Origin of the sequence: Paenibacillus ginsengarvi, assembly GCF_003626695.1 — a bacterium.
Lineage (GTDB): Bacteria > Bacillota > Bacilli > Paenibacillales > NBRC-103111 > Paenibacillus_AB > Paenibacillus_AB ginsengarvi.
The window spans coordinates 1-22,463 of record NZ_RBAH01000003.1 but is presented as its reverse complement, the minus strand read 5'-3'; the positions used below and the strand labels follow the sequence as shown (position 1 = coordinate 22,463).

20 protein-coding genes, 1 rRNA gene and 1 other RNA gene are annotated in these 22,463 nt (G+C 54.9%); 20 read left to right on the top strand and 2 right to left on the bottom strand.

Going from position 1 to position 22,463, the window contains the following annotated elements:
* Positions 1 to 210: 210 nt before the first annotated feature.
* On the bottom strand, positions 211 to 2,292 hold the full coding sequence (locus D7M11_RS05130) for a transglycosylase domain-containing protein (protein ID WP_120746099.1): 2,082 nt from the start codon (positions 2,290 to 2,292) through the stop codon (positions 211 to 213).
* A gap of 207 nt (positions 2,293 to 2,499) precedes the next feature.
* Between D7M11_RS05130 and speE the strand changes: the two genes are divergently transcribed.
* The 3 genes from speE to argS all read left to right on the top strand — a co-directional run bounded on the left by speE (position 2,500) and on the right by argS (position 5,699).
* Positions 2,500 to 3,327, top strand: coding sequence for a polyamine aminopropyltransferase (speE, locus tag D7M11_RS05125; protein ID WP_120746098.1), 828 nt, complete (start codon positions 2,500 to 2,502; stop codon positions 3,325 to 3,327).
* A 288-nt stretch (positions 3,328 to 3,615) separates the two neighbouring features.
* Positions 3,616 to 4,029, top strand: a complete 414-nt coding sequence (locus D7M11_RS05120) for a YwiB family protein (protein WP_158606451.1) — start codon at positions 3,616 to 3,618, stop codon at positions 4,027 to 4,029.
* Positions 4,026 to 5,699 carry an arginine--tRNA ligase gene (argS, locus tag D7M11_RS05115; RefSeq protein ID WP_120746096.1) on the top strand — a complete coding sequence of 558 codons (1,674 nt, stop codon included), beginning with the start codon at positions 4,026 to 4,028 and terminating at the stop codon, positions 5,697 to 5,699. Before D7M11_RS05120 ends, argS begins: the two co-directional genes overlap by 4 nt.
* Positions 5,700 to 5,781: 82 nt before the next feature.
* Here the strand turns inward: argS and D7M11_RS05110 are convergent, their stop codons facing one another.
* The gene (locus D7M11_RS05110) at positions 5,782 to 6,933 is read right to left on the bottom strand and encodes a S8 family peptidase (RefSeq protein WP_240040959.1); all 1,152 of its coding nucleotides are present in this window, start codon (positions 6,931 to 6,933) and stop codon (positions 5,782 to 5,784) included.
* A 464-nt stretch (positions 6,934 to 7,397) separates the two neighbouring features.
* Here D7M11_RS05110 and rpoE point away from each other — a divergent pair, with 464 nt between their 5' ends.
* The 17 genes from rpoE to D7M11_RS05025 all read left to right on the top strand — a co-directional run.
* Positions 7,398 to 7,979 carry a DNA-directed RNA polymerase subunit delta gene (rpoE, locus tag D7M11_RS05105; RefSeq protein WP_120746095.1) on the top strand — a complete coding sequence of 194 codons (582 nt, stop codon included), beginning with the start codon at positions 7,398 to 7,400 and terminating at the stop codon, positions 7,977 to 7,979.
* A 382-nt stretch (positions 7,980 to 8,361) separates the two neighbouring features.
* Positions 8,362 to 9,993, top strand: coding sequence for a CTP synthase (locus D7M11_RS05100; protein ID WP_120746094.1), 1,632 nt, complete (start codon positions 8,362 to 8,364; stop codon positions 9,991 to 9,993).
* A gap of 260 nt (positions 9,994 to 10,253) precedes the next feature.
* Positions 10,254 to 10,634, top strand: a complete 381-nt coding sequence (locus D7M11_RS05095) for a response regulator (protein WP_120746093.1) — start codon at positions 10,254 to 10,256, stop codon at positions 10,632 to 10,634.
* Between the two features lie 158 nt (positions 10,635 to 10,792).
* Complete coding sequence (gene fba / locus D7M11_RS05090) at positions 10,793 to 11,647, top strand: class II fructose-1,6-bisphosphate aldolase (protein ID WP_120746092.1); 855 nt, start codon at positions 10,793 to 10,795, stop codon at positions 11,645 to 11,647.
* A 90-nt stretch (positions 11,648 to 11,737) separates the two neighbouring features.
* Entirely contained in the window at positions 11,738 to 13,027 is a 1,290-nt protein-coding gene (locus D7M11_RS05085; RefSeq protein WP_120746091.1) for a UDP-N-acetylglucosamine 1-carboxyvinyltransferase, read from the top strand.
* Between the two features lie 65 nt (positions 13,028 to 13,092).
* Positions 13,093 to 14,370 carry a transcription termination factor Rho gene (gene rho, locus D7M11_RS05080; protein WP_120746090.1) on the top strand — a complete coding sequence of 426 codons (1,278 nt, stop codon included), beginning with the start codon at positions 13,093 to 13,095 and terminating at the stop codon, positions 14,368 to 14,370.
* A 28-nt stretch (positions 14,371 to 14,398) separates the two neighbouring features.
* Positions 14,399 to 15,652 (top strand): radical SAM family protein, encoded by a 1,254-nt coding sequence (locus D7M11_RS05075; protein WP_120746089.1) that lies wholly within the window; start codon positions 14,399 to 14,401, stop codon positions 15,650 to 15,652.
* A 118-nt stretch (positions 15,653 to 15,770) separates the two neighbouring features.
* A complete protein-coding gene (gene rpmE, locus D7M11_RS05070) occupies positions 15,771 to 15,968 on the top strand; it encodes a 50S ribosomal protein L31 (protein ID WP_120746088.1) in 198 nt (65 codons plus the stop codon).
* Positions 15,969 to 16,047: 79 nt separating this feature from the next.
* Positions 16,048 to 16,443, top strand: a complete 396-nt coding sequence (locus D7M11_RS05065) for a hypothetical protein (RefSeq protein WP_120746087.1) — start codon at positions 16,048 to 16,050, stop codon at positions 16,441 to 16,443.
* Between the two features lie 110 nt (positions 16,444 to 16,553).
* An RNA gene (ffs, locus tag D7M11_RS05060) (signal recognition particle sRNA large type) lies at positions 16,554 to 16,819 on the top strand.
* A gap of 208 nt (positions 16,820 to 17,027) precedes the next feature.
* Positions 17,028 to 18,512: an ATP-binding protein gene (locus tag D7M11_RS05055; RefSeq protein WP_420817647.1), complete on the top strand. Its 1,485-nt coding sequence runs from the start codon at positions 17,028 to 17,030 to the stop codon at positions 18,510 to 18,512.
* Between the two features lie 129 nt (positions 18,513 to 18,641).
* A complete protein-coding gene (gene dnaX / locus D7M11_RS05050) occupies positions 18,642 to 20,366 on the top strand; it encodes a DNA polymerase III subunit gamma/tau (RefSeq protein WP_120746086.1) in 1,725 nt (574 codons plus the stop codon).
* A gap of 30 nt (positions 20,367 to 20,396) precedes the next feature.
* Positions 20,397 to 20,708 carry a YbaB/EbfC family nucleoid-associated protein gene (locus D7M11_RS05045; RefSeq protein WP_120746085.1) on the top strand — a complete coding sequence of 104 codons (312 nt, stop codon included), beginning with the start codon at positions 20,397 to 20,399 and terminating at the stop codon, positions 20,706 to 20,708.
* 24 nt (positions 20,709 to 20,732) lie between these two features.
* Complete coding sequence (recR, locus tag D7M11_RS05040) at positions 20,733 to 21,332, top strand: recombination mediator RecR (RefSeq protein WP_120746084.1); 600 nt, start codon at positions 20,733 to 20,735, stop codon at positions 21,330 to 21,332.
* A 151-nt stretch (positions 21,333 to 21,483) separates the two neighbouring features.
* Positions 21,484 to 21,765: a DUF2508 family protein gene (locus tag D7M11_RS05035; protein ID WP_120746083.1), complete on the top strand. Its 282-nt coding sequence runs from the start codon at positions 21,484 to 21,486 to the stop codon at positions 21,763 to 21,765.
* Between the two features lies 1 nt (position 21,766).
* Entirely contained in the window at positions 21,767 to 22,030 is a 264-nt protein-coding gene (locus D7M11_RS05030) for a pro-sigmaK processing inhibitor BofA family protein (RefSeq protein WP_158606450.1), read from the top strand.
* A gap of 312 nt (positions 22,031 to 22,342) precedes the next feature.
* Positions 22,343 to 22,463: ribosomal RNA gene (locus tag D7M11_RS05025) — 16S ribosomal RNA — on the top strand; the annotation flags it as partial.

The window sequence follows — 22,463 nt, the reverse complement described above, 5'->3', positions numbered from 1 at the left end:
TCCGGGAATAGTTGGAACCCAAAATGGCAATCGCTGTATTTGTGTCATTTGTGTGTCAGCCGTTGTTAGATTCCAGCTTCTCGGTTAAACTAATTGGAGTATATTTGCACAATATACTAGGACAGCAAAAAGGCAGACGATTTTCGTCTGCCTTTTTGTGTTGCCTGGACATGTCCCAACTCCGAGGCTTAGGCCCTTTTGAGGGGTTATTTAGTCGTTCCACCAGCGCTTCAGATCGTTCCACCAGGAGCCGCTCTTCTTGGGCGCTTCCTTCTGATCCGCCGGCGCCGCGCCGTGCTCGGAGCAGTACTCGGTCGGTTCGGTCCCTTTGACGAACGTCTCGATCCGGGCGCCCGGACATTTGTCCGTCGCGAGCTTGCCCGTCGCGGGATCGATGTAAACGCTAGTGACCTGCTCCGGCACCGGAAACAGCTTCGGAGGCACGGCTTCGAGCGCGCGCTCGATAAAGGAAGCAAAAATCGGCGCCGCCTTGTACGATTCGGCCGAGTCGATGACGCGGTCGCGGTCGTAGCCGACCCATACCGCAGCCGACAACTCGGGTGTAAAGCCGACCATCCAGGCGTCGGTATTGGTCGTGCCCGTTTTGCCGGCGACCGGACGTTTGATTAGGCTCGCCACGCGGCTGGCCGTACCGCCCGTATCAAACACGCTTTTCATCAGACTGGTGAGGGTGTAGGCGTATTCCGGCTCGACCACCTTGCTCTTCACCGGCTTCGCTTCGTACAGCAATTTCCCGGTTGCGCTCTCGATGCGGGTAATGACGCTTGTATCGATGCGTACGCCCTGATTCGCGATAATACCGAAGGCGCCCGCCATCTCCAGCGGACTGACCGGATACGTGCCGAGCGCTAGCGAGGGCAGCGGCTCCAGACGGCTTGTCACGCCCATCTTGCGGGCCGTCTCGATCACTTTATCCGCCCCGACCTGAAGCATCGTCTGCACGGCAAAAATATTGTCCGACTTCGCGATCGCCTCGCGCATATCGATGTAATCGTTCGGATATTTGCCGCCGAAGTTGCTGGGCGTATACGTTTTACGCCCGCCGTCGTACGGGAACACGGTGGGCTCGCTCTTGAACTTGGTGACGGCTGTGAAGCCTGGCTGCTGAAGCGCCGTCAAGTAGACGAAAGCCTTGAAAGCCGACCCGGGCTGGCGGCTATCGGAGATGGCCCGGTTAAACTGGTTGTCGCCGTAGTCTTTGCCGCCGACCATCGCCTTAACGTAGCCGTTGCGCGGGTCGATCGCCACGAGCGAGGCTTGGAGCTCGCCGGCGCCCTCAAGCTGCGCGGCTACCGCGTCCTCCGCCGCCTGCTGCATGGAGAGGTCGAGCGTCGTATAGATGCGGATGCCGCCCTCATCGAATTCCCGCTCCTCGATACCTAGCTGGGTAATGGCGACTTGCCGGACATAATCGCGGAAGTACGGAGCCTGCACGACCAGGCTTTTCTTCTCCGGGGGCCGGATGTCCAGCTTTTCGCGCTTTGCCGCATCCGCCTCCTGCTGCGTAATATAGCCCTGATTCGCCATTTCCGTCAAAATCAGCTGCTGCCGCGCCAGCGCGTTATCCATATCGAAGTAAGGCGAGTAGTACCTCGGCCCCTTCGGCACGCCGGCGATCATCGCCGACTCGGCCAGCGTCAGCTCGCTGACGTCCTTGCCGAAAAACAGCTTGGCCGCGGCCTGTACGCCATAAGCGGAATTGCCGTAGTAGGTCGCTTCGTTCAAATATTTTTCCATAATCTGGTCTTTGCTGAGCTGCATTTCAAGCTGCACCGCATAAACTGCTTCTTTGATTTTTCTCGACCAGGTGCGGTCCTGCGTCAAATATAAATTTCGCGCGAGTTGCTGCGTCAGCGTGCTTGCTCCCTGCACCCGGCTTCCTTGCTGGACGTTCACGACGGCGGCGCGGGCGATGCCGCGCAGATCCACTCCGACGTGATCGTAGAACCGTTTATCTTCTATAGCAAGCGTCGCTTCGATGAGATATTGCGGGATGTCCCGCAGCGGCACAAACTCGCGGTTTTGCCCGGACTGGAAGGAGGCGATCAGATCGCCGTGAATATCATACATTTGCGATGGCTGGGAGAACGTTCCGACCGGGAGCGCCTGCGTACGCAAATATAACGTCAGCACGATTAATCCGGCCACGCCGATCAGCCCGCAGCTGAGCAGAAATGTTACGATCCTGCGCAGCCAGCTTTTTCGGGGGCGTCCCGATTTCGAGCGCCTTCCGCCGGATTCGCGTCCCGGATGAGCGCCGTTTTTGTTCATGACGGGCCCTTCTTTCGGTAAAGTTTGGAAGCTAGTAACTAGTATGGGGTGCGAGGGGGCTTATTTATACTGGCGGAGCGAACAAAAAACGGCAATCACTTTGCATTTTCGCGGCATTTCACTATAATACAACTTGTGCCTTGTGTTTCTATGAGTCTGAATGGAAACTAATGAAGCAAGCGAATTAACGGAAAGAAGGGATGCCCCATGGAATTGTGGTATACGGAGAAACAAACCGAGCAGTTCGGCATTACGGCCAAAATCAAAGAAACGCTCGTGAGAGAGCAGACGGATTTTCAAGACCTGGCGATCATCGATACGAACGAATGGGGCCGCATGCTCGTACTCGACGGCATGGTCATGACGACCGTGCGCGACGAGTTCGTTTACCATGAGATGGTGGCTCATCCCGCCTTGTTCACCCATCCGAATCCGAAGCATGTGCTCATTGTCGGCGGCGGAGACGGCGGCGTCGTCCGCGAAGTGCTGAAGCACCCGAAAGTGGAAAAAGCGGTGCTCGTCGATATTGACGGCAAAGTTATCGAATATTCGAAAAAGTTTTTGCCGGAAATCGCCGGTGAATTGGACAACCCGCGCGTGCAGGTCATCGTCAACGACGGTTATATGCACATTCATGATCATAAAAATACGTACGACGTCATCATGGTCGATTCGACGGAGCCGGTGGGCCCGGCGGTGGAGCTGTTCAGCCGCGGCTTTTATCAAGGCATCTACGAATCGCTTAAGGAAGACGGCATTTTCGTGGCGCAAACGGACAACCCTTGGTTCAAGGCGGATCTGATCCGTACGGTAAACCGCGATGTGCGCGAAATTTTCCCGATCGTCCGCGTATACGGCGCCAATATCCCGACGTACCCGAGCGGGCTGTGGACCTTTACGCTGGGCAGCAAAACGTACGATCCGCTGCAGGTGGACGAGTCGGCCATCCCCGAGATCGAAACGAAATATTATACGCCGCGTCTGCATAAGGCCGCCTTCGTGCTGCCGAAGTTCGTGGAAGATTTGATCAAGTAATCTTTGAGGCCGAAAAGATGAAGGGCGACCTTCATCTTTTTTTTCGGTTTCCTTATAACATAAGAATGTATAAGTTTTGAGCGAAGCCGGGGCATTCTGATGTTGCAAGAAAAGCTACCATTTACGCCGGGTCATTCGTCGTGGAAAAAGTCGTTTAGAAGCTTTTCTTACATAGAGACGTTGCCGTTCGTTGTAATCGCGAGGACGGTGCGATACATTAGAAGCTAGGCGACCCGGATTCAGCCGGGCTTGTGTCAGGCTATGAAAGAGGCAGGAGCGACCAGGACTATGAAGCGAGCCGTGAACATTCGCATTGAAAGCAAGCAAGCGGAGCAGACGCAGACCCAGCAAGCGAAGGGCGAGCTGTACGAGAAGAACGGCGCCTACTATTTGCGCTATGCCGAGCCGGACGGGGAGATGGGCCAGACGACCGCGACGGTGAAATGGGATGAAACGCATATTAAGGTTATTCGCCACGGCGACGTGCAGTCCGATCTGACGTTTCGCTCCGGCGTGCGCACGACAGGCGGCTTTACTTTGCCGCAGGGCCGTTTGGAGATGGAGATGTACACGCACGGGATCGACCGCAAGCTGAACGAAGGTCTGGGCTCGCTTGCCTGGAGCTACGATATGTACACCGGAGGCGCCCATGTCGGGCGAATCCGGCTTAGGCTAATGATCGAGGAGGATCGGAGCGAATGAACGTCATTGAACGGATCGAAGCGTTACTGAAGGAGACGATCGCGGAAGCCGCCATACGGGCCGGAATCGCCGAGCGGGAGCAGCTGCCGGCCATTGTGCTTGAGGTGCCGAAGGATAAGGCGCACGGCGATCTGGCTACGAATATCGCCATGCAGCTGAGCCGGGTGGCGAAGCAGAACCCGCGGCAAATTGCCGAGCGCCTCATCGCGGCGCTTGACACGAAGAAGGCTTATATTGCCCAAATCGAAGTTGCGGGGCCGGGTTTTATCAATTTTTTTATGGACAAAAGCTATCTGCACGACGCTGTTCGCGAAGTTTTGCAGGCGGAAGAGCGTTACGGCCGGATTGAAGTGGGCCGGGGCCGGAAAGTGCAGGTCGAATTCGTCAGCGCCAACCCGACGGGCAGTCTCCATCTCGGCCATGCCCGGGGAGCCGCTATCGGCGATGCGCTCTGCAACGTGCTCGACTTCGCCGGTTACGACGTAACCCGCGAATATTACATTAACGATGCCGGCAATCAGGTGGACAATCTGGCGAAATCGATCGAGGTCCGCTATCTGCAGTCGCTCGGCCAGCAGGCGGACATGCCTGAGGATGGTTACTACGGCGAAGATATTAAGCAGTTCGCATCGGAGCTGAGCGAGCGGGAAGGCGACAAGCTGGCCGCTTTAACCGAAGAGGAGCGCCAGGCGTATTTCAAGGCGTACGGGCTCGAGAAGGAGCTTGCCAAAATTAAGCGCGACTTGGCCCGCTTCGGCGTTTCGTTCGACGTCTGGTACAGCGAAACGTCCTTGTACGAGACGGGCAAGATTGCTCCCGCCCTGGATCAGTTGAAAGCTAACGGACATGTGTACGAGCAGGAGGGAGCCACCTGGCTGCGCACGACGCCTTACGGCGACGATAAGGACCGGGTGCTTATCAAGAACGATGGCAGCTACACGTATTTGACGCCGGATATCGCTTACCACCGCACGAAGTACGAACGCGGCTACGACGAGATGATCAACATCTGGGGAGCGGATCACCACGGCTACATCCCGCGGGTGAAAGCGGCAATGGCCGCGCTCGGCTACGATCCGCAGAAGCTGACCGTCCTGATCGCCCAGATGGTGAGCTTGTTCCAGAACGGCGAGAAGGTGAAAATGTCGAAGCGGACCGGCAAGGCGGTCACGCTCGAGGACTTGATGGACGAGGTCGGCGTTGATGCGATCCGTTATTTCTTCACGATGCGCAGCAACGACTCGCATCTCGACTTCGACATGGATTTGGCGATATCCAAATCGAACGAAAATCCGGTGTTTTACGTGCAGTACGCCCATGCGCGAATTTGCAGCATCTTCCGTCAGGCCGAGGAGCAGGGTGTCTCGATCCGGGCTTACGATGAAGTCGATTTGTCGCCGCTTCGGGCCGAGGCGGAATTCGACCTGATGCGCAAAATGGGCGAGCTGCCCGCCGAGATCGCGGATGCGGCCGCCGCTTACGCTCCGCACCGTCTGATCCGCTACGTGTACGAGCTGGCTTCGATGTTCCACAGCTACTACCGCGCGGAACGGGTCATAACGGAGGATGCGGAGTTGACGCAGGCGAGACTTGCGCTGCTTGGCGCGATTCGCGTCGTGATCCGCAATGTGCTGAAGCTGGTCGGCGTCTCTTCCCCTCAGAGCATGTAGAAATGCCTGTGTCATAGGGTGAAAAGCGAAAAAGCGGGATGTCCCGCTTTTTCCGCTTTACTGCTTTATAGAGCCGGATGCCTTAGCTGTCGATGTGCTTCAGCACCCGCACGGCGTCAATCTCCCCGCCTTTTACGCCGGAACGCGATTTCAGGCCCGCTATCGGGTTCGATGTTTTTTGCAGCATCGATTTGATTTCGGCGGGAGAAAGCCCGGGTTTTATCGCCAGCATAAGCGCAATGACCCCGGAGACGTGCGAGGTAGCCATCGACGTGCCGCTGAGCTCCATATATTTGTGATTCAGCCAAGTCGATTTGATTTTGTCGCCCGGCGCGTATAGATCGATGGAACGGCCCCTGTTGCTGAACGGGGCTATTTTTTTGTGCGAGGTCGTGGCCCCGACGGATATGACTTGAGAGAACCGCGCCGGATAGTCGATGGAGGAAACCTTGCCCTCGTTGCCGGACGAAGCTACGACGGCGATGCCCATCCGGTTCGCGGAACGGACCGCATCCTGCAGCGACTTGCTGCGGTTTTTCATGCCGAAGCTCATATTGATAATATGCATCCGGTTGCGGACGCACCAGTCGATGCCGAGCACGATGTCGGATACATAGGCGGTCCCGTTGTGGTCGAACGCCTTAACGGGATGAATGATGGCGTAGGGCGCTACCCCGACGATGCCCGATTCCGGATTGGAGGCGGCGATCGTGCCGGAAATATGCGTGCCGTGGCCGTTGTCGTCCGCTGGCAAAAGAGCGCGGTTCAGCAGATTGATGCCGCGCGAGATGCGTCCCCGCAGATCGGGATGCGAGTAGTCGATCCCGGTATCGATGACGCCGATCCGAATGCGGCTTCCGCGAGTTTCCTTCCATGCCTCGGGCGAACGGATCTGCCGGACCCCCCACGGGATGGCGGAATCGGACTGGCGGGGCGCTACGGATGATTGCATATATCTGGCATGGGAGCTGTGCACGCGGATCGCGATATCCTCTTCGATATGGCGAATGCTCGGGTGGCGCAGCGAGAAGCTTCCGGCTTTTAGCGAACATGAAATCGCATGAATGATCTTGATCGGCTGGATGACCGACTTGACGGGGAACAGCTCGTTGGCCTTCTCGAATGCGGTTAGAAACCGGCTGTACGCCGCCTTATTGCGGAAATGAATAATGTGGCGCTTTGAGGATGCCCCGGCCGCATCATGCAGCATTCGCAGCAGCGCCGATTCGCTCACGTGATTTCCCTCCCCCACTCTCAGGTAAGCTTACGTGTTATGATATGAACCTGTACCATCCGCCCGCGTGTGGTGAGCGCCTTTTTTCTCGAAAGTTAGGCCGGTTTCGCTGTGTCATCGGTACGCCTTGCTCATAATATGAATGAAGGGCACCTGCGGGCGCTCTGCACGTTCGCAAGGTGGTGAACGGTCGTTCATCGGCCAAGCGGATACAGTCCCTTTTGCAAGGAGCCGGGTGATCCGGCTTCTTTTTTTTGCAGCGTCCTCCGCAAGCGGCCTTGTCCCTGAGGACATCCTCTTCACGTTTAGAAGCGGCGTAGTTGCTTTTTTATATAAAATAGGTTTTACTTAATGAAGATAATGGGCAATTTAGAAAGTGAATCGTCTGCGCGCTTATGTACGCAGCGCCGGAGCCGCAGGCACGTACGTCTTTTAGACCATGTCGGGAAAGGAAGTGTCAGGCCATGAGCAGCCCTTATACGCTTAAAATCGATGCGGAGCAGGCGAAAGAAATGCCGATGGTCGATCTTGCGTTCGAAGTATTGAAAGCATCCAAAAATCCGTTCTATTACCGGGATCTGATGCAGGAAATCGCCAAGATCAAAGGTTTGTCGGACGACGATGTGATGCAGGTCATCGCTCAGCTATATACAGAAATTAATATAGACGGAAGATTTGCGTGCGTAGGCACGAATCTTTGGGGACTGAAGCGCTGGTATCCGGTCGAGAAATCCGAGGACGCTGCCGTAGGGGCCTCCAAACATCCGCGCATCATCAATGACGATGACGACGATGATGATTACTATCCGGAGGACGAGGAGTCCGAAGAAGAGTACGAAAGCTACGAAGGCGAAGGGGAATTCAGCGGCGAAGAAGAAGACTTCTATCAGGACGAAGAGGCGATCGACGATACCGAGATCGAGGAAGTCGAAGGCGAGATCGCCGAAATCGACGAAGAGTCCGAAGAGGAAGAGGAAGACTTCGACGGAGAAGCAGCGGACGAAGCCGGTGAGGAAGAGGAAGACGACGACGAGGACGACAAATAAGCGAAAAGCTAAGCACCATTTCGTTTCCAAGCAATGCTCTTTCCCGCTCCGGCCGGGTTCCCTTGACAGGCTCCCGGCGACCGGGTAAACTATGTTTTGGGCTACACATTTACAATTCGTTAGCGAATCCGACTAAAGTGCCCCGTCTCGGCGGGAGTCACTTTTATTTTTTTTGACATTTTACGGAAATCATAAGTTTTGGGGCTCCCTGCAAAAGATTTGGAGTAATCAGTTCCCCCATAAGTGGCGTGACACTCCGTCGCTTAAATCCGATTACTTTTGGGGGAGCCCCATCATCGAAGCCTAGACTCCACTTTGTGGGGTTATTTGCCCGGGGGTCGGGCGGTACCTGCTTTTCAGACTTTAACGGAGGTTTACAAACGTGACCAAGTATATTTTCGTAACAGGCGGCGTCGTTTCTTCGCTCGGCAAAGGGATTACCGCGGCGTCCTTGGGCAGATTGCTCAAAAATCGGGGACTTAAAGTAACGATTCAGAAATTCGACCCGTACATCAACGTGGATCCCGGTACGATGAGTCCTTATCAGCACGGAGAAGTGTTCGTCACGGACGACGGCGCGGAAACGGACCTCGACCTCGGGCATTACGAGCGTTTCATCGACATTAACTTGTCCAAGACCAGCAACGTAACGACCGGCAAAATTTACTCGTCCGTCATTACGAAGGAGCGCCGGGGCGAATATTTGGGCGGCACCGTTCAAGTCATTCCGCACATTACAAATGAAATCAAGGACCGCGTGTTCCGCGCCGGCCGGGAGACGCAATCCGACGTCGTCATTACCGAGATCGGCGGTACCGTTGGCGATATCGAAAGCTTGCCGTTCCTTGAGGCGATCCGTCAAATCAAAAGCGATATCGGCCGCGACAACGTCATGTACATACACGTGACGCTTATTCCGTATTTGAAGGCGGCAGGGGAAGTCAAGACGAAACCGACCCAGCACAGCGTGAAGGAGCTTCGCAGCATCGGCATTCAGCCGCAAGTCGTCGTATGCCGGACGGAGCATCCGCTTGCGGAGGACATGAAGCGCAAGCTGGCGTTGTTCTGCGATATCGATCCCGAGGCCGTCATCGAATGTCAGGATGCAAGCACCTTGTATGAAGTGCCGATGATGCTGCGCGAGCAGGGGCTCGATGACATTGTCGTCAAACATCTGAAGCTCGACGCCTTCCGGAATCCGCCGAATATGACGGAATGGGAGCGGCTCGTAAACAAAGTCAAATCGTTGCAAAATAAAACCGAAATCGCCATCGTTGGCAAATACGTGGCGCTACATGACGCTTACCTCAGCATCGTGGAGGCGCTCGGCCATGCCGGGATCGATTGCAATACGGAAGTCGAGATTCGCTGGGTTAATGCGGAAGAGCTGTACGATCATAACGTCGCTGAGCAGCTTAAAGGCGTAAAGGGCATTCTCGTACCCGGAGGCTTCGGCGATCGCGGAATCGAAGGCAAAATTTCGGCGATCCGTTACGCGCGGGAAAACGGGATTCCGTTCTTCGGCATTTGTCTCGGCATGCAGGTGGCCGTTGTCGAATATGCCCGTTCGGTAGCCGGACTGGACGGAGCGAACAGCTCCGAGATCAACCCGACGACCCCGTACCCGGTCATCGATCTGCTTCCGGAGCAAAAGGATATCGAGGACTTGGGCGGAACGATGCGCCTTGGCCTGTATCCGTGCAAAATCGCCGAAGGATCGCTTGCGATGTCCTGCTATGAGGACGAGCTCGTTTACGAGCGTCATCGCCACCGGTACGAATTCAACAACGAATACCGCGAAACGCTGGAATCGGCGGGGCTCAAAATTTCCGGAACGTCGCCGGACGGCCGTCTCGTGGAAGTGATCGAGCTGCCGGGCCATCCGTGGTTTTTGGCCGTTCAGTTCCATCCGGAGTTCACCTCCAGACCGAATCGGCCGCAGCCGCTGTTCAAGCATTTTGTGCGGGCTTCCTTGGAAGGCGCCAAGCAGGCGGAGGAAGCAAACGTCCTCTAACGATAGCATTTTGAGCGTTATTCAGCACTTGTCGACAGTCGATAACGTCCTTGTTAAAAACTTACAACTTTATTCGCCAAGCAGCAGGAATCTCGTAAAGCACATCGAATGTTCTCTATATTAAGCGGATGAAAGTCCATACGATGGCTGAACGAGGTTCGCCGGTGGCGCCCGCACCTTTCTCCGAGTGCTAGGAGCGGGGGCGCGAACGGTTCAATCAAGCTTTGCTTGGAGACAAAGCCAACGAGGAGGTTTGATGATTGGATAAGAAAAAGGTGTTGATTGTCGACGATCAGAACGGTATTCGCGTCTTGCTGGTGGAAGTGTTCAGCAATGAGGGGTACGATACGTTTCAGGCTTCGAACGGCAAAATGGCACTTGAAATCGTCCGTAAGGAACCGCCGGATCTTGTGCTCCTCGACATGAAAATTCCGGGCATGGACGGTTTGGACATTTTGAAGCATATTAAACAGATCGATACCAGCATCAAAGTCATCATGATGACCGCATACGGCGAATTGGATATGATTAAAGAGGCGACCGATCTCGGAGCTTTGACGCATTTTACGAAGCCGTTCGATATCGACGACCTGAGACAGGCGGTTAACAGCCAGCTACGTCCAATAGGGATAGGATCCTAATCGGGGTCCTTTTTCTTTTGGCCTGCACGGGGAACCTGTTGACGGACGCCCCCTTGCGGGTCCGGGTCCGTTACCATTTCGCGGACGAGTATGCTATAATGGTGCAGTACCCACACTCGGATTTTTAATACTTGCACAATATTTAGGAGGAACTTTCAATGCCACTTGTTTCGATGAACGAGTTTTTGCCGAAAGCGAAAGCCGGCAAGTTTGCGGTCGGTCAATTCAATATGAACAACCTGGAGTTCGCTCAGGCGATTACGGATGCGGCTATCGAAGAGAAATCGCCGTTTATTTTTGGTGTGAGTGAAGGCGCCCTGAAATATATGGGCATGGAATATACGGTAGCAATCGCCGAGGCGGCGGCCAAGAAATCCGGGCTTCCGATCGCGCTTCATCTGGACCACGGCAGCAGCTTTGAAGTGGCCATGAAATGTATTCGCGCCGGGTTCAGCTCGGTTATGTTCGACGGCTCGCACTACACGCTCGAAGAGAACATCCGTCTGACGAAAGAGGTCGTAAAGGCCGCTCATGCGATGGGTGTTTCCGTCGAAGGCGAGCTCGGAACGATCGGCGGCGTCGAGGACGATATCAGCGTTGACGAAGAGCATGCCAACCTGGCGAAGCCCGAAGAAGCGATCCGTTTCTACGAAGAAACCGGCGTCGACTGTCTGGCTATCGCGGTAGGTACGGCTCACGGCATGTACAAGGGCGAACCGAAAATTCATTACGATATTATCGAGCAAGTGGCCAAAGCCGTTCCGGTACCGATCGTGCTTCACGGCGGCTCCGGCGTTCCGGACGAGGCGATCCGCCTGTCGATCGCAGCCGGCGTAGGCAAGATCAACGTAAACACCGAGAACCAGGTTGCATGCACCGAGGCGATCCGCGCTGTTCTGGCCAAAGATGCGAATGTGTACGATCCCCGCAAATATTTGACGCCTGCACGGAATGCGATGATTGAAGTTGTAAAATCGAAAATTCGTTTGTTCGGCAGCAGCAACCAAGCGTAACGAAGCGATCGGGAAACAGCCGGCGGGAGGACTTCCGCCGGGTTTCCCATTTTCTCTTCTTTCGTGTAAGGTTAGGGGGAATTTGCAGCAATGACGGGTAAACTTATGGTCGCGGGAGGCCGGCCTCTGCGGGGGACGGTTACGATCAGCGGGGCGAAGAACAGCGCTGTCGCCTTAATTCCTGCGGCGATACTGGCGGAAACGGAAGTAGTGCTGGACAATCTTCCGGTTATTAGCGACGTTGATATTTATACGGAGCTGCTTACGGAGCTTGGAGCGAGGGTGGAACGCAGCGGCGATTCGATGATCATTCATCCGGAAGCGCTAAGGTCTGTCCCGATGCCAAACGGGAATGTGAAGAAGCTGCGAGCTTCCTATTATTTGATGGGCGCGCTTCTCGGACGATTCGGGGAAGCGACGATCGGGCTGCCGGGCGGCTGTAATTTCGAACCTAGGCCGATCGATCAGCATATGAAAGGTTTTGAGGCGTTGGGCGCCGAGGTGCGCAGCGAGTACGGAAGCTTGCATATCCGGGCGAAGCAGCTGCGCGGAGCGAAAATTTACTTGGATGTCGTCAGCGTTGGGGCGACGATTAACATTATGTTGGCGGCTTCACGCGCCAAAGGCATTACTTTGATCGAAAATGCGGCCAAAGAGCCAGAAATTATAGATGTAGCGACATTGCTTAATGCGATGGGCGCTAAAATTAAAGGGGCGGGCACCGAGACAATCCGCATCGAAGGCGTCGAATCGATGCACGGCTGCCGGCATTCGATCATTCCCGACCGGATTCAGGCCGGCTCTTATATGATCGCCGCCGCAGCCACGCGCGGAGATGTCGTGATCGACAACGTCATACCGAAGCATATGGAGGCATTAACCGCCAAGCTCCAAGAAATGGGCGTCCATATTTATGAGATGGACGAATCGATACGCGTCGTAGGACAACCGGAATACGAAAGCGTAGATGTGAAAGCGCTCGTTTACCCCGGCTTTGCCACCGATCTTCAGTCCCCGATGACCAGTCTCCTCACGCAAGCGAAAGGCGTCAGCATTTTAACCGATTATGTGTACAACAACCGATTCAAGCATGTTCCCGAACTGCTTCGTATGGGCGCTAAAATCAAAGTTGAGGGACGCTCGGCGATTATCGAGGGCGGCACGCTGTCAGCGGCGAAAGTACGCGCGACCGATTTGCGAGCCGGAGCGGCGCTGTTTACGGCTGCCCTTACCGTGCCTTCCGGGGTTACGGAGATAAGCGGTGTCGAATACATACACCGGGGTTACGAGAACCTGGTCGTTAACTTGCGCGGTCTCGGAGCGGAAGTATGGGAGGAAGAGGACAGTCTGGAGATGTCTTCGGCTGTGAGAATAGATTGAAAGAAAAACGGAAATGATAGATTTTAATGTTTTCCGAAAAAAGAATAGTGTGGTGGATGAATAATATGGATATGCATCTGGCGCAGCTGGAGCAGCTCAAATTGACCGACTTGTACAAGTTGGCCAAAGAACACCAAATCGCGTCCTACGGCCAAATGAAGAAAAAGGAATTAATATTTGCGATTTTACGCGCCCAGGCCGAAAAGGGCGGTTTGATGTTCATGGAAGGCGTTCTCGACGTTTTGTCGGAAGGCTACGGATTTTTAAGGCCGATCAATTATTTGCCGAGCTCCGAGGATATTTATATTTCCCAATCGCAAATTCGCAAGTTCGACTTGCGTTCCGGCGACATGGTATCCGGTAAGTGCAGGCCGCCCAAGGAAAATGAACGATATTTTGGTTTGCTTCAGGTCGAAGCGGTAAACGGCGAAAAGCCGGAGACGGCTGCGGAAAGGCTTCACTTCCCGGCGCTCACCCCTCTGTATCCTCAAACCAAGTTTGTTCTCGAGACGACGCCCACGAATATATCTACCCGGATTATGGATTTGTTAAGCCCTGTCGGCATGGGGCAGCGCGGTTTGATCGTAGCTCCGCCGAAAGCGGGGAAAACGCTGCTTCTCAAAGAAATCGCCAACAGCATCTCGCTGAACTACCCGGATGTAGAGCTGTTCGTGCTGCTGATCGACGAACGTCCGGAGGAAGTTACGGATATGCAGCGTTCGGTCAAAGCCGAGGTCGTTGCGTCTACGTTCGACGAGCTGCCCGAGAACCATATCAAGGTCGCGGAGCTTGTGCTCGAGCGGGCACAAAGACTGGTAGAGTCGAAGAAGGACGTCGTCATCCTGCTCGACAGCATTACCCGCCTCGCCCGCGCCTACAACCTGGTCATCCCGCCATCGGGACGCACGCTGTCCGGCGGTATCGATCCGAGCGCTTTCCATCGTCCGAAACGGTTTTTCGGTGCGGCCCGTAATATCGAAGAAGGCGGAAGCTTGACGATCCTGGCGACGGCGCTCGTGGAAACGGGTTCCAGAATGGACGATGTCATCTACGAGGAGTTTAAGGGAACAGGCAATCTGGAACTGCATCTGGACCGGAAGCTCGCCGAACGGCGCATTTTCCCGGCCATCGACATCCGCCGCTCCGGCACGCGCCGCGAAGAAATGCTGCTTACGAAGGAAGAGCTCGATAAGATTTGGGCGATTCGGAAAAATATGAACGACTCGCATGATTTTGTAGACGCGTTCCTCAAAAAACTGGGCGATACGAAAACCAATCGCGAGTTTCTGGATACGCTGGAAGCGAAGCCGGACGGCAAACGCGTGAAAAACTCCGCTTCCTGATAATTTGCTTGAAAAGAAGGGACTTCTCATGTATTTGGTATATGCGGACGAAGCAGGCAACGTATACGATCATCCGGAGTGGACCGCGCTCGGCCGCAGCGGCGATATGATTACGGAAATTTGGGAAGACGAGCTGATTCCGCTCCCCGAGGGCGCCACGCTCGTCAGCCTGCCGAATACGCGCGCGATCGGCTGGGACGGGAAGGCTGAAGCGATGCAGCCGCTCGAAGACAAGTATACGGCTGTAGGGGCGCTTCTCCCGCAAGGCTTTACGCGGCTTCTGCTGCCGGGGTACGCTAAGAAGATTAAGGAGCAGATGCTCCCGCTGTTCGGCTACACGGCTGTCGTCTGGAAGGACGGGCAGTTTTATGTGGCGGCGCGGCGCACGGACGACCCGGAACCGTGGAATCCGAAAAACTGCGATACCCGCGAGCTTGGGATTGGCGTTCAGCGGCTGCTGGGCAAATACCCGGATAACCGGCTGTACCAGCATTTGTCCAAGTGCGCGCTGGAATACGAATGCCTGACGGCTTCCAATACGTTCCTCTCCCGGCTCGAAGGCGCGGTTCCCGTTTCGTTCTCGTGCAATGCGGGCTGCTACGGCTGTATATCCGAGCAACCGGACGACAGCGGATTCCCGGCCCCGCAAACACGGATGAATTTCAAGCCGAACGTGGACGAGCTCGTGCAGATTATGCTGGAGCATCTGAAAACGCCGGAGAGCATTATCAGCTTCGGTCAAGGCTGCGAGGGCGAACCTTCAACTCAGGCGAAGCTCATCATCGATTCGATCCGGCGGGTGCGGGAGCAAACGGATATCGGCTTTATCAATATCAATACGAATGCCGGTCTGAGCGACCATATCCGCGCGATTGTCGATGCGGGGCTGAATCTGATGCGGGTCAGCACGATCAGTGCGCTGGACGATCATTATAACGCCTACTACAAGCCGAGAGGCTACAATCTGGCGAATGTGGAAAAGTCGCTCACGTACGCAAGCTCCAAAGGGGTGTATACCTCGATCAATTACCTCGTGTTTCCCGGGGTGACCGACCGCGAGGAAGAGATTGAGGCCATGCTCGGCTTTGCCCGTCGCACGGGTTTGCGGCTCATTCAGCTGCGCAACCTGAACATCGATCCGGAAGGGTATCTGAAGCTTATTCCGAAAGCGCAAGGCGACGTTTACGGCATGAAGCGGATGATCGAAATCTTCGAAGCGGAGCTTCCGGATGTCGTCATCGGTTCATATACGCACGTTCCGCCGCTTGGAGCATCCAAATAAAGGCGAGCGCAGCAATTTAGTTGCTTTATGCGAATAAGGCGTGCTATAATGCGATCATGTGTCAATATAACTCTGAGTTCGCGGACAGAGACTCAGGGCGGAAAGAGGTGAAAGGACCATGAAAACAGCAATCCAACCGAAATATTACATCACGACGGCTACCTGCGCTTGCGGGAATACCTTCGAGACGGGCTCCATCAAGCAAAATCTTCGCGTAGAAATTTGCTCGGCTTGCCACCCGCACTTCACCGGTAAACAAAAGTTTATCGATGCCGGCGGACGTGTTGATAAATTTAAGAAAAAATACGGTATTTAAGCTGACGTGCGAACGTTTATGCCGTATGCATACAACAACCTCTCTTGGTCATCCTAAACCCAAGGGAGGTTGTTTTTTTATGACACTTAAACCACTGCGTTTGTTTGCCGCAGCGATGCTTCCGGTCCTCATAGCCGCCGCATGCGGTACGGCCGGCGACAAGTCGGGGCCGAAGGCGCAATCGTACAAAAACGACGGCTATTTGGGCATTTCCAATTCGAACCCGAATTTACAGAACGGACCTTCTTTTCATACGTATGAAATGGATACGAATATGATGCGGGACGCCGTTGTTCCGATTGCCGGCGTACGCAAAGTGAGCATTATGACGCACGGTCCGAATGCGACGGTCAAGCTGTCCGTGCCGAGAGAGTCGACGGACGCCGATATGGAGCGTATACGGGGAGAAGCGCTGGAGGCGCTGCAAAAAGCCGTTCCCCGCTATAACTTCGATGTGACGATCCGCGGCGAATAGGAAGGCGTTAACGCGACGTAGTCCGCTTTTGGATCCCCTAGTTCGATTGCCCTGGCTTGCCAAATGATGAAGGTTGCGGTTTGCCGGACAATCGGCTATACTATGTATTACCGTGCTAGACGGGGAGGTAGCGGTGCCCTGTACCCGCAATCCGCTATAGCGGGGTTGAATCCCTGTTTTCGGTCTTGTCGATGTGAGGTCTGACTTCTACACGAAGTGTTGACGGTTGGGTCCTCCGCAATGAGCGCTTGTGAACCCGGTCAGGTCCGGAAGGAAGCAGCCGTAAGCAAGAGTGCCCATGTGCCGGAGGAGTGCCTGACTCGAGCTAACCGGTAGAGGTTCCGCTTGGATCGCAAGGTCAACGACAGGTGCACGGTATATCCATTCCATACGCATGAATATGCACACCGGATGAACGTATCTACGTTTGTCCGGTGTTTTGGCATTTGGAAGGAAAAAACAATTTGGAGTAGAATTGTATAAAGGAAGAAAGGGGGCCGGGTCTGCAGAGGCGATCGCATACCAGCGTTTGCTCTAACGCGGCAGCCTTTGCATCTGGTACAAAAACATAAAGGTGGTATTGCATGGACAAGTTCCGGATCACGATGCCGTCTCCGCATAGTTTCATTCGCGGCCTGGTCGGGGCATGTGCCGCGATTTTCGATGAAAGCGGTCTATTGCTGGAAGGGAACCGGCAATTTACAGAACAGTTTCCCGAACGAAACGAGAGCCGTCAGCTTTCGCTTGCCGAGTTGCTGCCGGGTGTGGCAAGTGTGGAACAATTGATGGAGAAGTGTGAACAGGAAGGCGATCGGGACGGTATGGCGGCAGTGACCGTTCGGACTGCTGCGGGCATTCTGGAGCCGGCGCGCTGTCGGATCTATCCGCTCGAATCCAGTGCTGCGACCGTCTACATACTCCTACTCGATTATAGCCGCCTGTGCACGTGCGAAGAGCATGGAATAACCATCCGGCCGAGAGAGGTGCGGGGGAGATCGGAGCGGGCGGGTGAGTTAAGTTTACTGCAGCAGTTCTCCGGAACGTTCGTAAAAGATGTCAACTTGGGCGTCATTCTGGTGGATACACAGTTCCGGCTCGTCGATATTAGCGAATTGGCGTGTACGGTGCTTGGGATCAAGAGGAGTCTGTCGATCAATCGCTGCGTGGACGATATATTTCAGGGCGTTCCGAAGGAACATCAGCTTATCCAGCGGACGCTGCTTGACGGGGTGCTTGTACGCAACCACGCCGTGTCCTGGACGAACGACCGGCAGCGGTACGAGCTGCTGATGGATTCCAGTCTGATCCGCAGCGGGACGGGAGAGATTGTCGGAGCTTATATTATTTTCAAGGATGTGACCAATCTTCGCTCGCTGGAGCAGCAGGTACAGCGCAGCGACCGTCTTGCGATGATCGGACAGATCGCCGCGGGCACCGCTCACGAGATTCGCAACCCGCTTACTTCGATCAAGGGGTTTCTGCAAGTGCTGAACCGTACGTTCCAACAGAATGGGATGGAGCGGGAGGAAGGGTATACCGACCTGATGCTTGCCGAGATTGATCGGATCAATGAGCTTGTCGGGGAATTTTTGTTGCTGAGCAAGCCGAAGCATGTTTCCTACGACAAGATTGATGTCTCTGCCGTTTTGCGCGACATTTTGCCAATTATTAACAATCAGGCCGTGTTGCATAACGTCACGATTCATTACGAGTCGGTGTACCAAATACCGAAAATAGTGGCCGATCGCGAGCTGCTGAAGCAGGTGTTTATCAATTTGTGCAAGAATGGAATCGAAGCGATGATACAAGGAGGGACTTTAACGATTATCGAGAGGATCGAATACCGGGAGCGAAAGGTGCATGTCGATATTCAGGACGCCGGTCCCGGCATCCCCGCATTTTTGATCGACAAAATATTCGATCCGTTTTTTACGACCAAGGAAAACGGGACCGGACTTGGGCTTTCCGTGTGCCAGCGCATCATTCACGATATCGGAGGCAGCGTTCGTGTCGCTTCGAAAGGTTATGGCACGACGTTTACCGTAAGTTTGCCGTTCGCTCCCGAATGAGTCCGCTGGCATGTCAAATGGAAGCGGTATGGTGTATAATAAAGGGAAGCTTGATCGTGAAATGATTGCCTGTATGAAGACGGGAAGCAAACTAGAAGCGATAACGAGAGCTATGGTAGGAGAGTCGGTATGGCGCACATCGCCTTATATCGTAAGTGGAGGCCGCAGGCTTTCCGGGATATCGTCGGACAACAGCATATTACACAAACGCTGCAAAACTCGCTGCGTGAAGGTCGGCTCTCGCATGCCTACTTGTTCAATGGACCTCGGGGAACGGGGAAGACGACCGCCGCCAAAACGCTCGCCAAAGCCGTAAACTGCGAGAGAGGGCCCGCCGAGGAGCCGTGCAACGAATGTTCGGCCTGCCGCCGTATTACCGAGGGATCGGTCATGGACGTCGTCGAGATCGACGCCGCTTCCAACCGCGGTGTCGAGGAGATCCGCGACATTCGCGAGAAGGTCAAGTATGCGCCGACCGAAGTGCGGCAGAAGGTATACATTATCGACGAAGTGCACATGCTCACGACGGAAGCGTTTAACGCGCTGCTGAAGACGCTGGAGGAGCCGCCCGCTCATGTGATGTTCATTCTGGCAACGACCGAGCCTCACCGGCTTCCGGCAACGATTATATCGAGATGCCAGCGCTTTGACTTTCGCAGGGTTCCTCTGGAGGAGCAGGTATCCCGCCTGACATACATCTGCGGCGAGGAAGGCGTTGTCGCGGAGCCGGAGGCGCTGCAATATATCGCACGGTTGTCGGATGGCGGGATGAGGGATGCACTCAGCCTGCTCGATCAGATTATTTCATACACCGGCAACCAAGTGACCTTGCAGGAAGTGCTGGGCATTACCGGCGGCATCGGCATGGAGCAGTTTGGCCGGCTGGCGCAGGCGATTATTAGCAGGGATGCGGGAGCGGCGCTTGCTTGCATCGAGCAGCTTATGCAGGAGGGGAAAAGCGCGGAGAAGAGCATGGAAAACCTGCTCTATTACTTCCGCGACGCTCTCATGTTGAAGCTGGTGCCGAACTCGGAGGAATGGACCGACCGGATTACGGACGCGTCCGCCTTTCGCAGTTTAACCGGCGCGTTCAGCGCGGATCGTCTGTTTCAATGCATGGATGTGCTGAACCATTATCAGGCGGAGATGAAATATTCGGCTCAGCCGCAGACGATTTTCGAGGTGGCTATTCTGAAGCTAACCTGTACGCCGGAGTCGTCTGCTCCTGCGGCCCAGAGCGGTGCTCAGGGGCAGGAGGCCGACGCGGAGATCGAAGCCTTGACTCGCAAGGTGGCCCAGCTCGAACAGAAGCTGGAACAACTGCTGAAGAGCGGGGTTCCGGCCGCTCCGGGAAAAGAAGCCGCACAGCGGCCTTCCGGGGTGCAAAACCCGCGGCCGACTGCGGTGTCCGCCGCGAAGCTGGGGATTAAGCTCGATCCGTATGTTCCGTTTGCCGATTCGCCGCAACTAAAGCAGGTTCTGGGCAAGTGGGGGCATGTGCTCCAACAAGTCAAAGAACGCAGAATTACGGTGCATGCCTGGCTCGTAGACGGCGAACCGGTTGCGGTGACGGATGAAGTGGTACTGCTCGCGTTCAAAAGCGCTATGCACCGGGAAACGACGGAGAAGCCCGCTCATAAGGAGCTTATCGAGCAGGTCGTCCGGGAAGCGCTCGGCGCGCCGTACAGGCTGGTTACGGCGATGATGAAGGATTGGAAAGAGACGCAGGCGGGGACGGCCGAACAGCCCGAAGCGATGCGTATGGAAGAACCGGCTGCTGGCAAGCCGGGCGACGATATCGTCGAAGAAGCCATCAAGCTGTTTGGCGAAGATCTGGTGGTCGTCAAAGAGTGAATGAATGAAAACCGGGAGGATGACGCAGGTATGAACAATATGCAGCAAATGATGAAGCAGGTAAAGAAGATGCAGGAGCAAATGCTCAAGGCGCAGGAAGAGCTGGCGACGAAAACGGTCGAGGGCAGTGCGGGCGGCGGTGTCGTGACGGTTACGGCAACCGGGCAGCGCAAAATTACGAATATCGTGATTAAGCCGGAAGCGGTCGATCCGGACGATGTCGATATGCTGCAGGACCTCGTTTTGACGGCAGTCAACGACGCTTTGACCAAAGCCGAGCAACTGGCCGAGAGTGATATGGGCCGCCTGACCGGAGGCATGAAAATCCCCGGCATGTTCTAATTTACAAGCAAAGGAGCCATTCGCTTGTTTTACCCGGAACCGATCGCCAAATTAATCGACGCCTTTTCGCGGTTGCCGGGGGTAGGTCCCAAAACGGCAGGCCGATTGGCTTTTCACGTACTACGGATGAAAGAGGACGACGTGCTCGATTTCGCCAAATCGCTTGTCAGCGTAAAGCGGAATCTGTACTATTGTTCGGTTTGCTGCAACATAACGGACGTGGACCCTTGCCGGATCTGCCAGGACAAATCGAGAGACGCTTCCGTCATCTGCGTCGTGCAGGAGCCGAAGGATCTGGTCGCCCTCGAGCGGATGAAGGAATACAGCGGCACGTACCATGTGCTGCATGGGGCCATCTCGCCTATGGAAGGGATCGGACCCGACGAAATCCGGGTGGCGGAGCTGCTCAAGCGGCTAAGCGACGAGAAAGTGCAGGAGATGATTTTGGCAACCAACCCGAACGTCGAAGGGGAAACGACGGCCATTTATTTATCCCGTCTGGTGAAGCCCTTCGGTCTCAAGGTGACGCGAATCGCTCACGGTCTTCCGGTAGGCGGGGATCTGGAATATGCCGACGAGGTGACTTTATCCAAAGCGCTCGAAGGGCGCAGGGAGTTGTCGTAAAAGAGAAGCTGTGCGGATTGTTGATCCGTGCAGCTTTTTGTTTGTCTATAGGAAGGCGCCGGTGCACGGCCTGTTCTAATTTGTCCTCCGTGTCCATATGAATGAAGTATACGGACAAACCCGCATGTCATGCGTGTACAGGAGCGTGAGGATGATGAACGTGCAGTGGAGGACTTTTTTCGGTCTGAGAGCGCGCGAGACGGACCCTTATCTGAAGGACAAGCAAGAGTTGCTGAAAGAAATTCGCGTCGCGCATACGGATTGGCAGCATGCGCTAACGAGACTGGACTATGCGTCGGATCAGGATGAGATCGATTATGCGATATTTGCGCTGGAGGCGGCGGAGAAACGATTCGAGATGCTGCTGAAAAGTGCGAAGCGGCTTCGTATCCACGTACTCGATGTCGGAACGGGCAGAACGATGGAGGGGTAATATGCACTATTTGTGGCTTGGCCTGTTGGTCGTATCTTCGCTTGTTCTATTGTTTATGCTGGTGCGGCATAAAGGCGCGTGGCAATGGCTCGGGTATGCGGCGACGCATGTGGTCATAGCGGCTTTTTTATTATACTTCGTCAATCTGATCGGCTCTCATTACGAATTCCGGATTCCCCTCAACCTTCCGACTGTGGGCACCGCTCTAGTTCTTGGAGCTCCGGGCGTACTGCTTCTGGTTGGCCTCAAAATCGTTTTCGTTTGACGGATGAATGTAATCCGTTATTTTTTTGCGATAGCCCCTTGATTTGTTATGGACATCCGTGCTATATTATAACTCCGCCCAAGGGCAGCCAAGCTGTCCAGAACGAGCAAAAACAAAGTTTTAAAAAATGTTGTTGCAAAGTGGTGGGCGGATGTGGTATATTAAAGAGGTCGCCGCAAAACGGCGAAAAATGACGAAAGTCATCGATTGCTCCTTGAAAACTGAACAACGAGCGTGCAAGTGAAGGTCTCGCAAGAGACCACAACAAGCTAGTTAAGTAATGAGCTATCGGCTCATCTAATAAGGTTTACCTTTTTGGAGAGTTTGATCCTGGCTCAGGACGAACGCTGGCGGCGTGCCTAATACATGCAAGTCGAGCGAATCCTTCGGGGTTAGCGGCGGACGGGTGAGTAACACGTAGGCAACCTGCCCG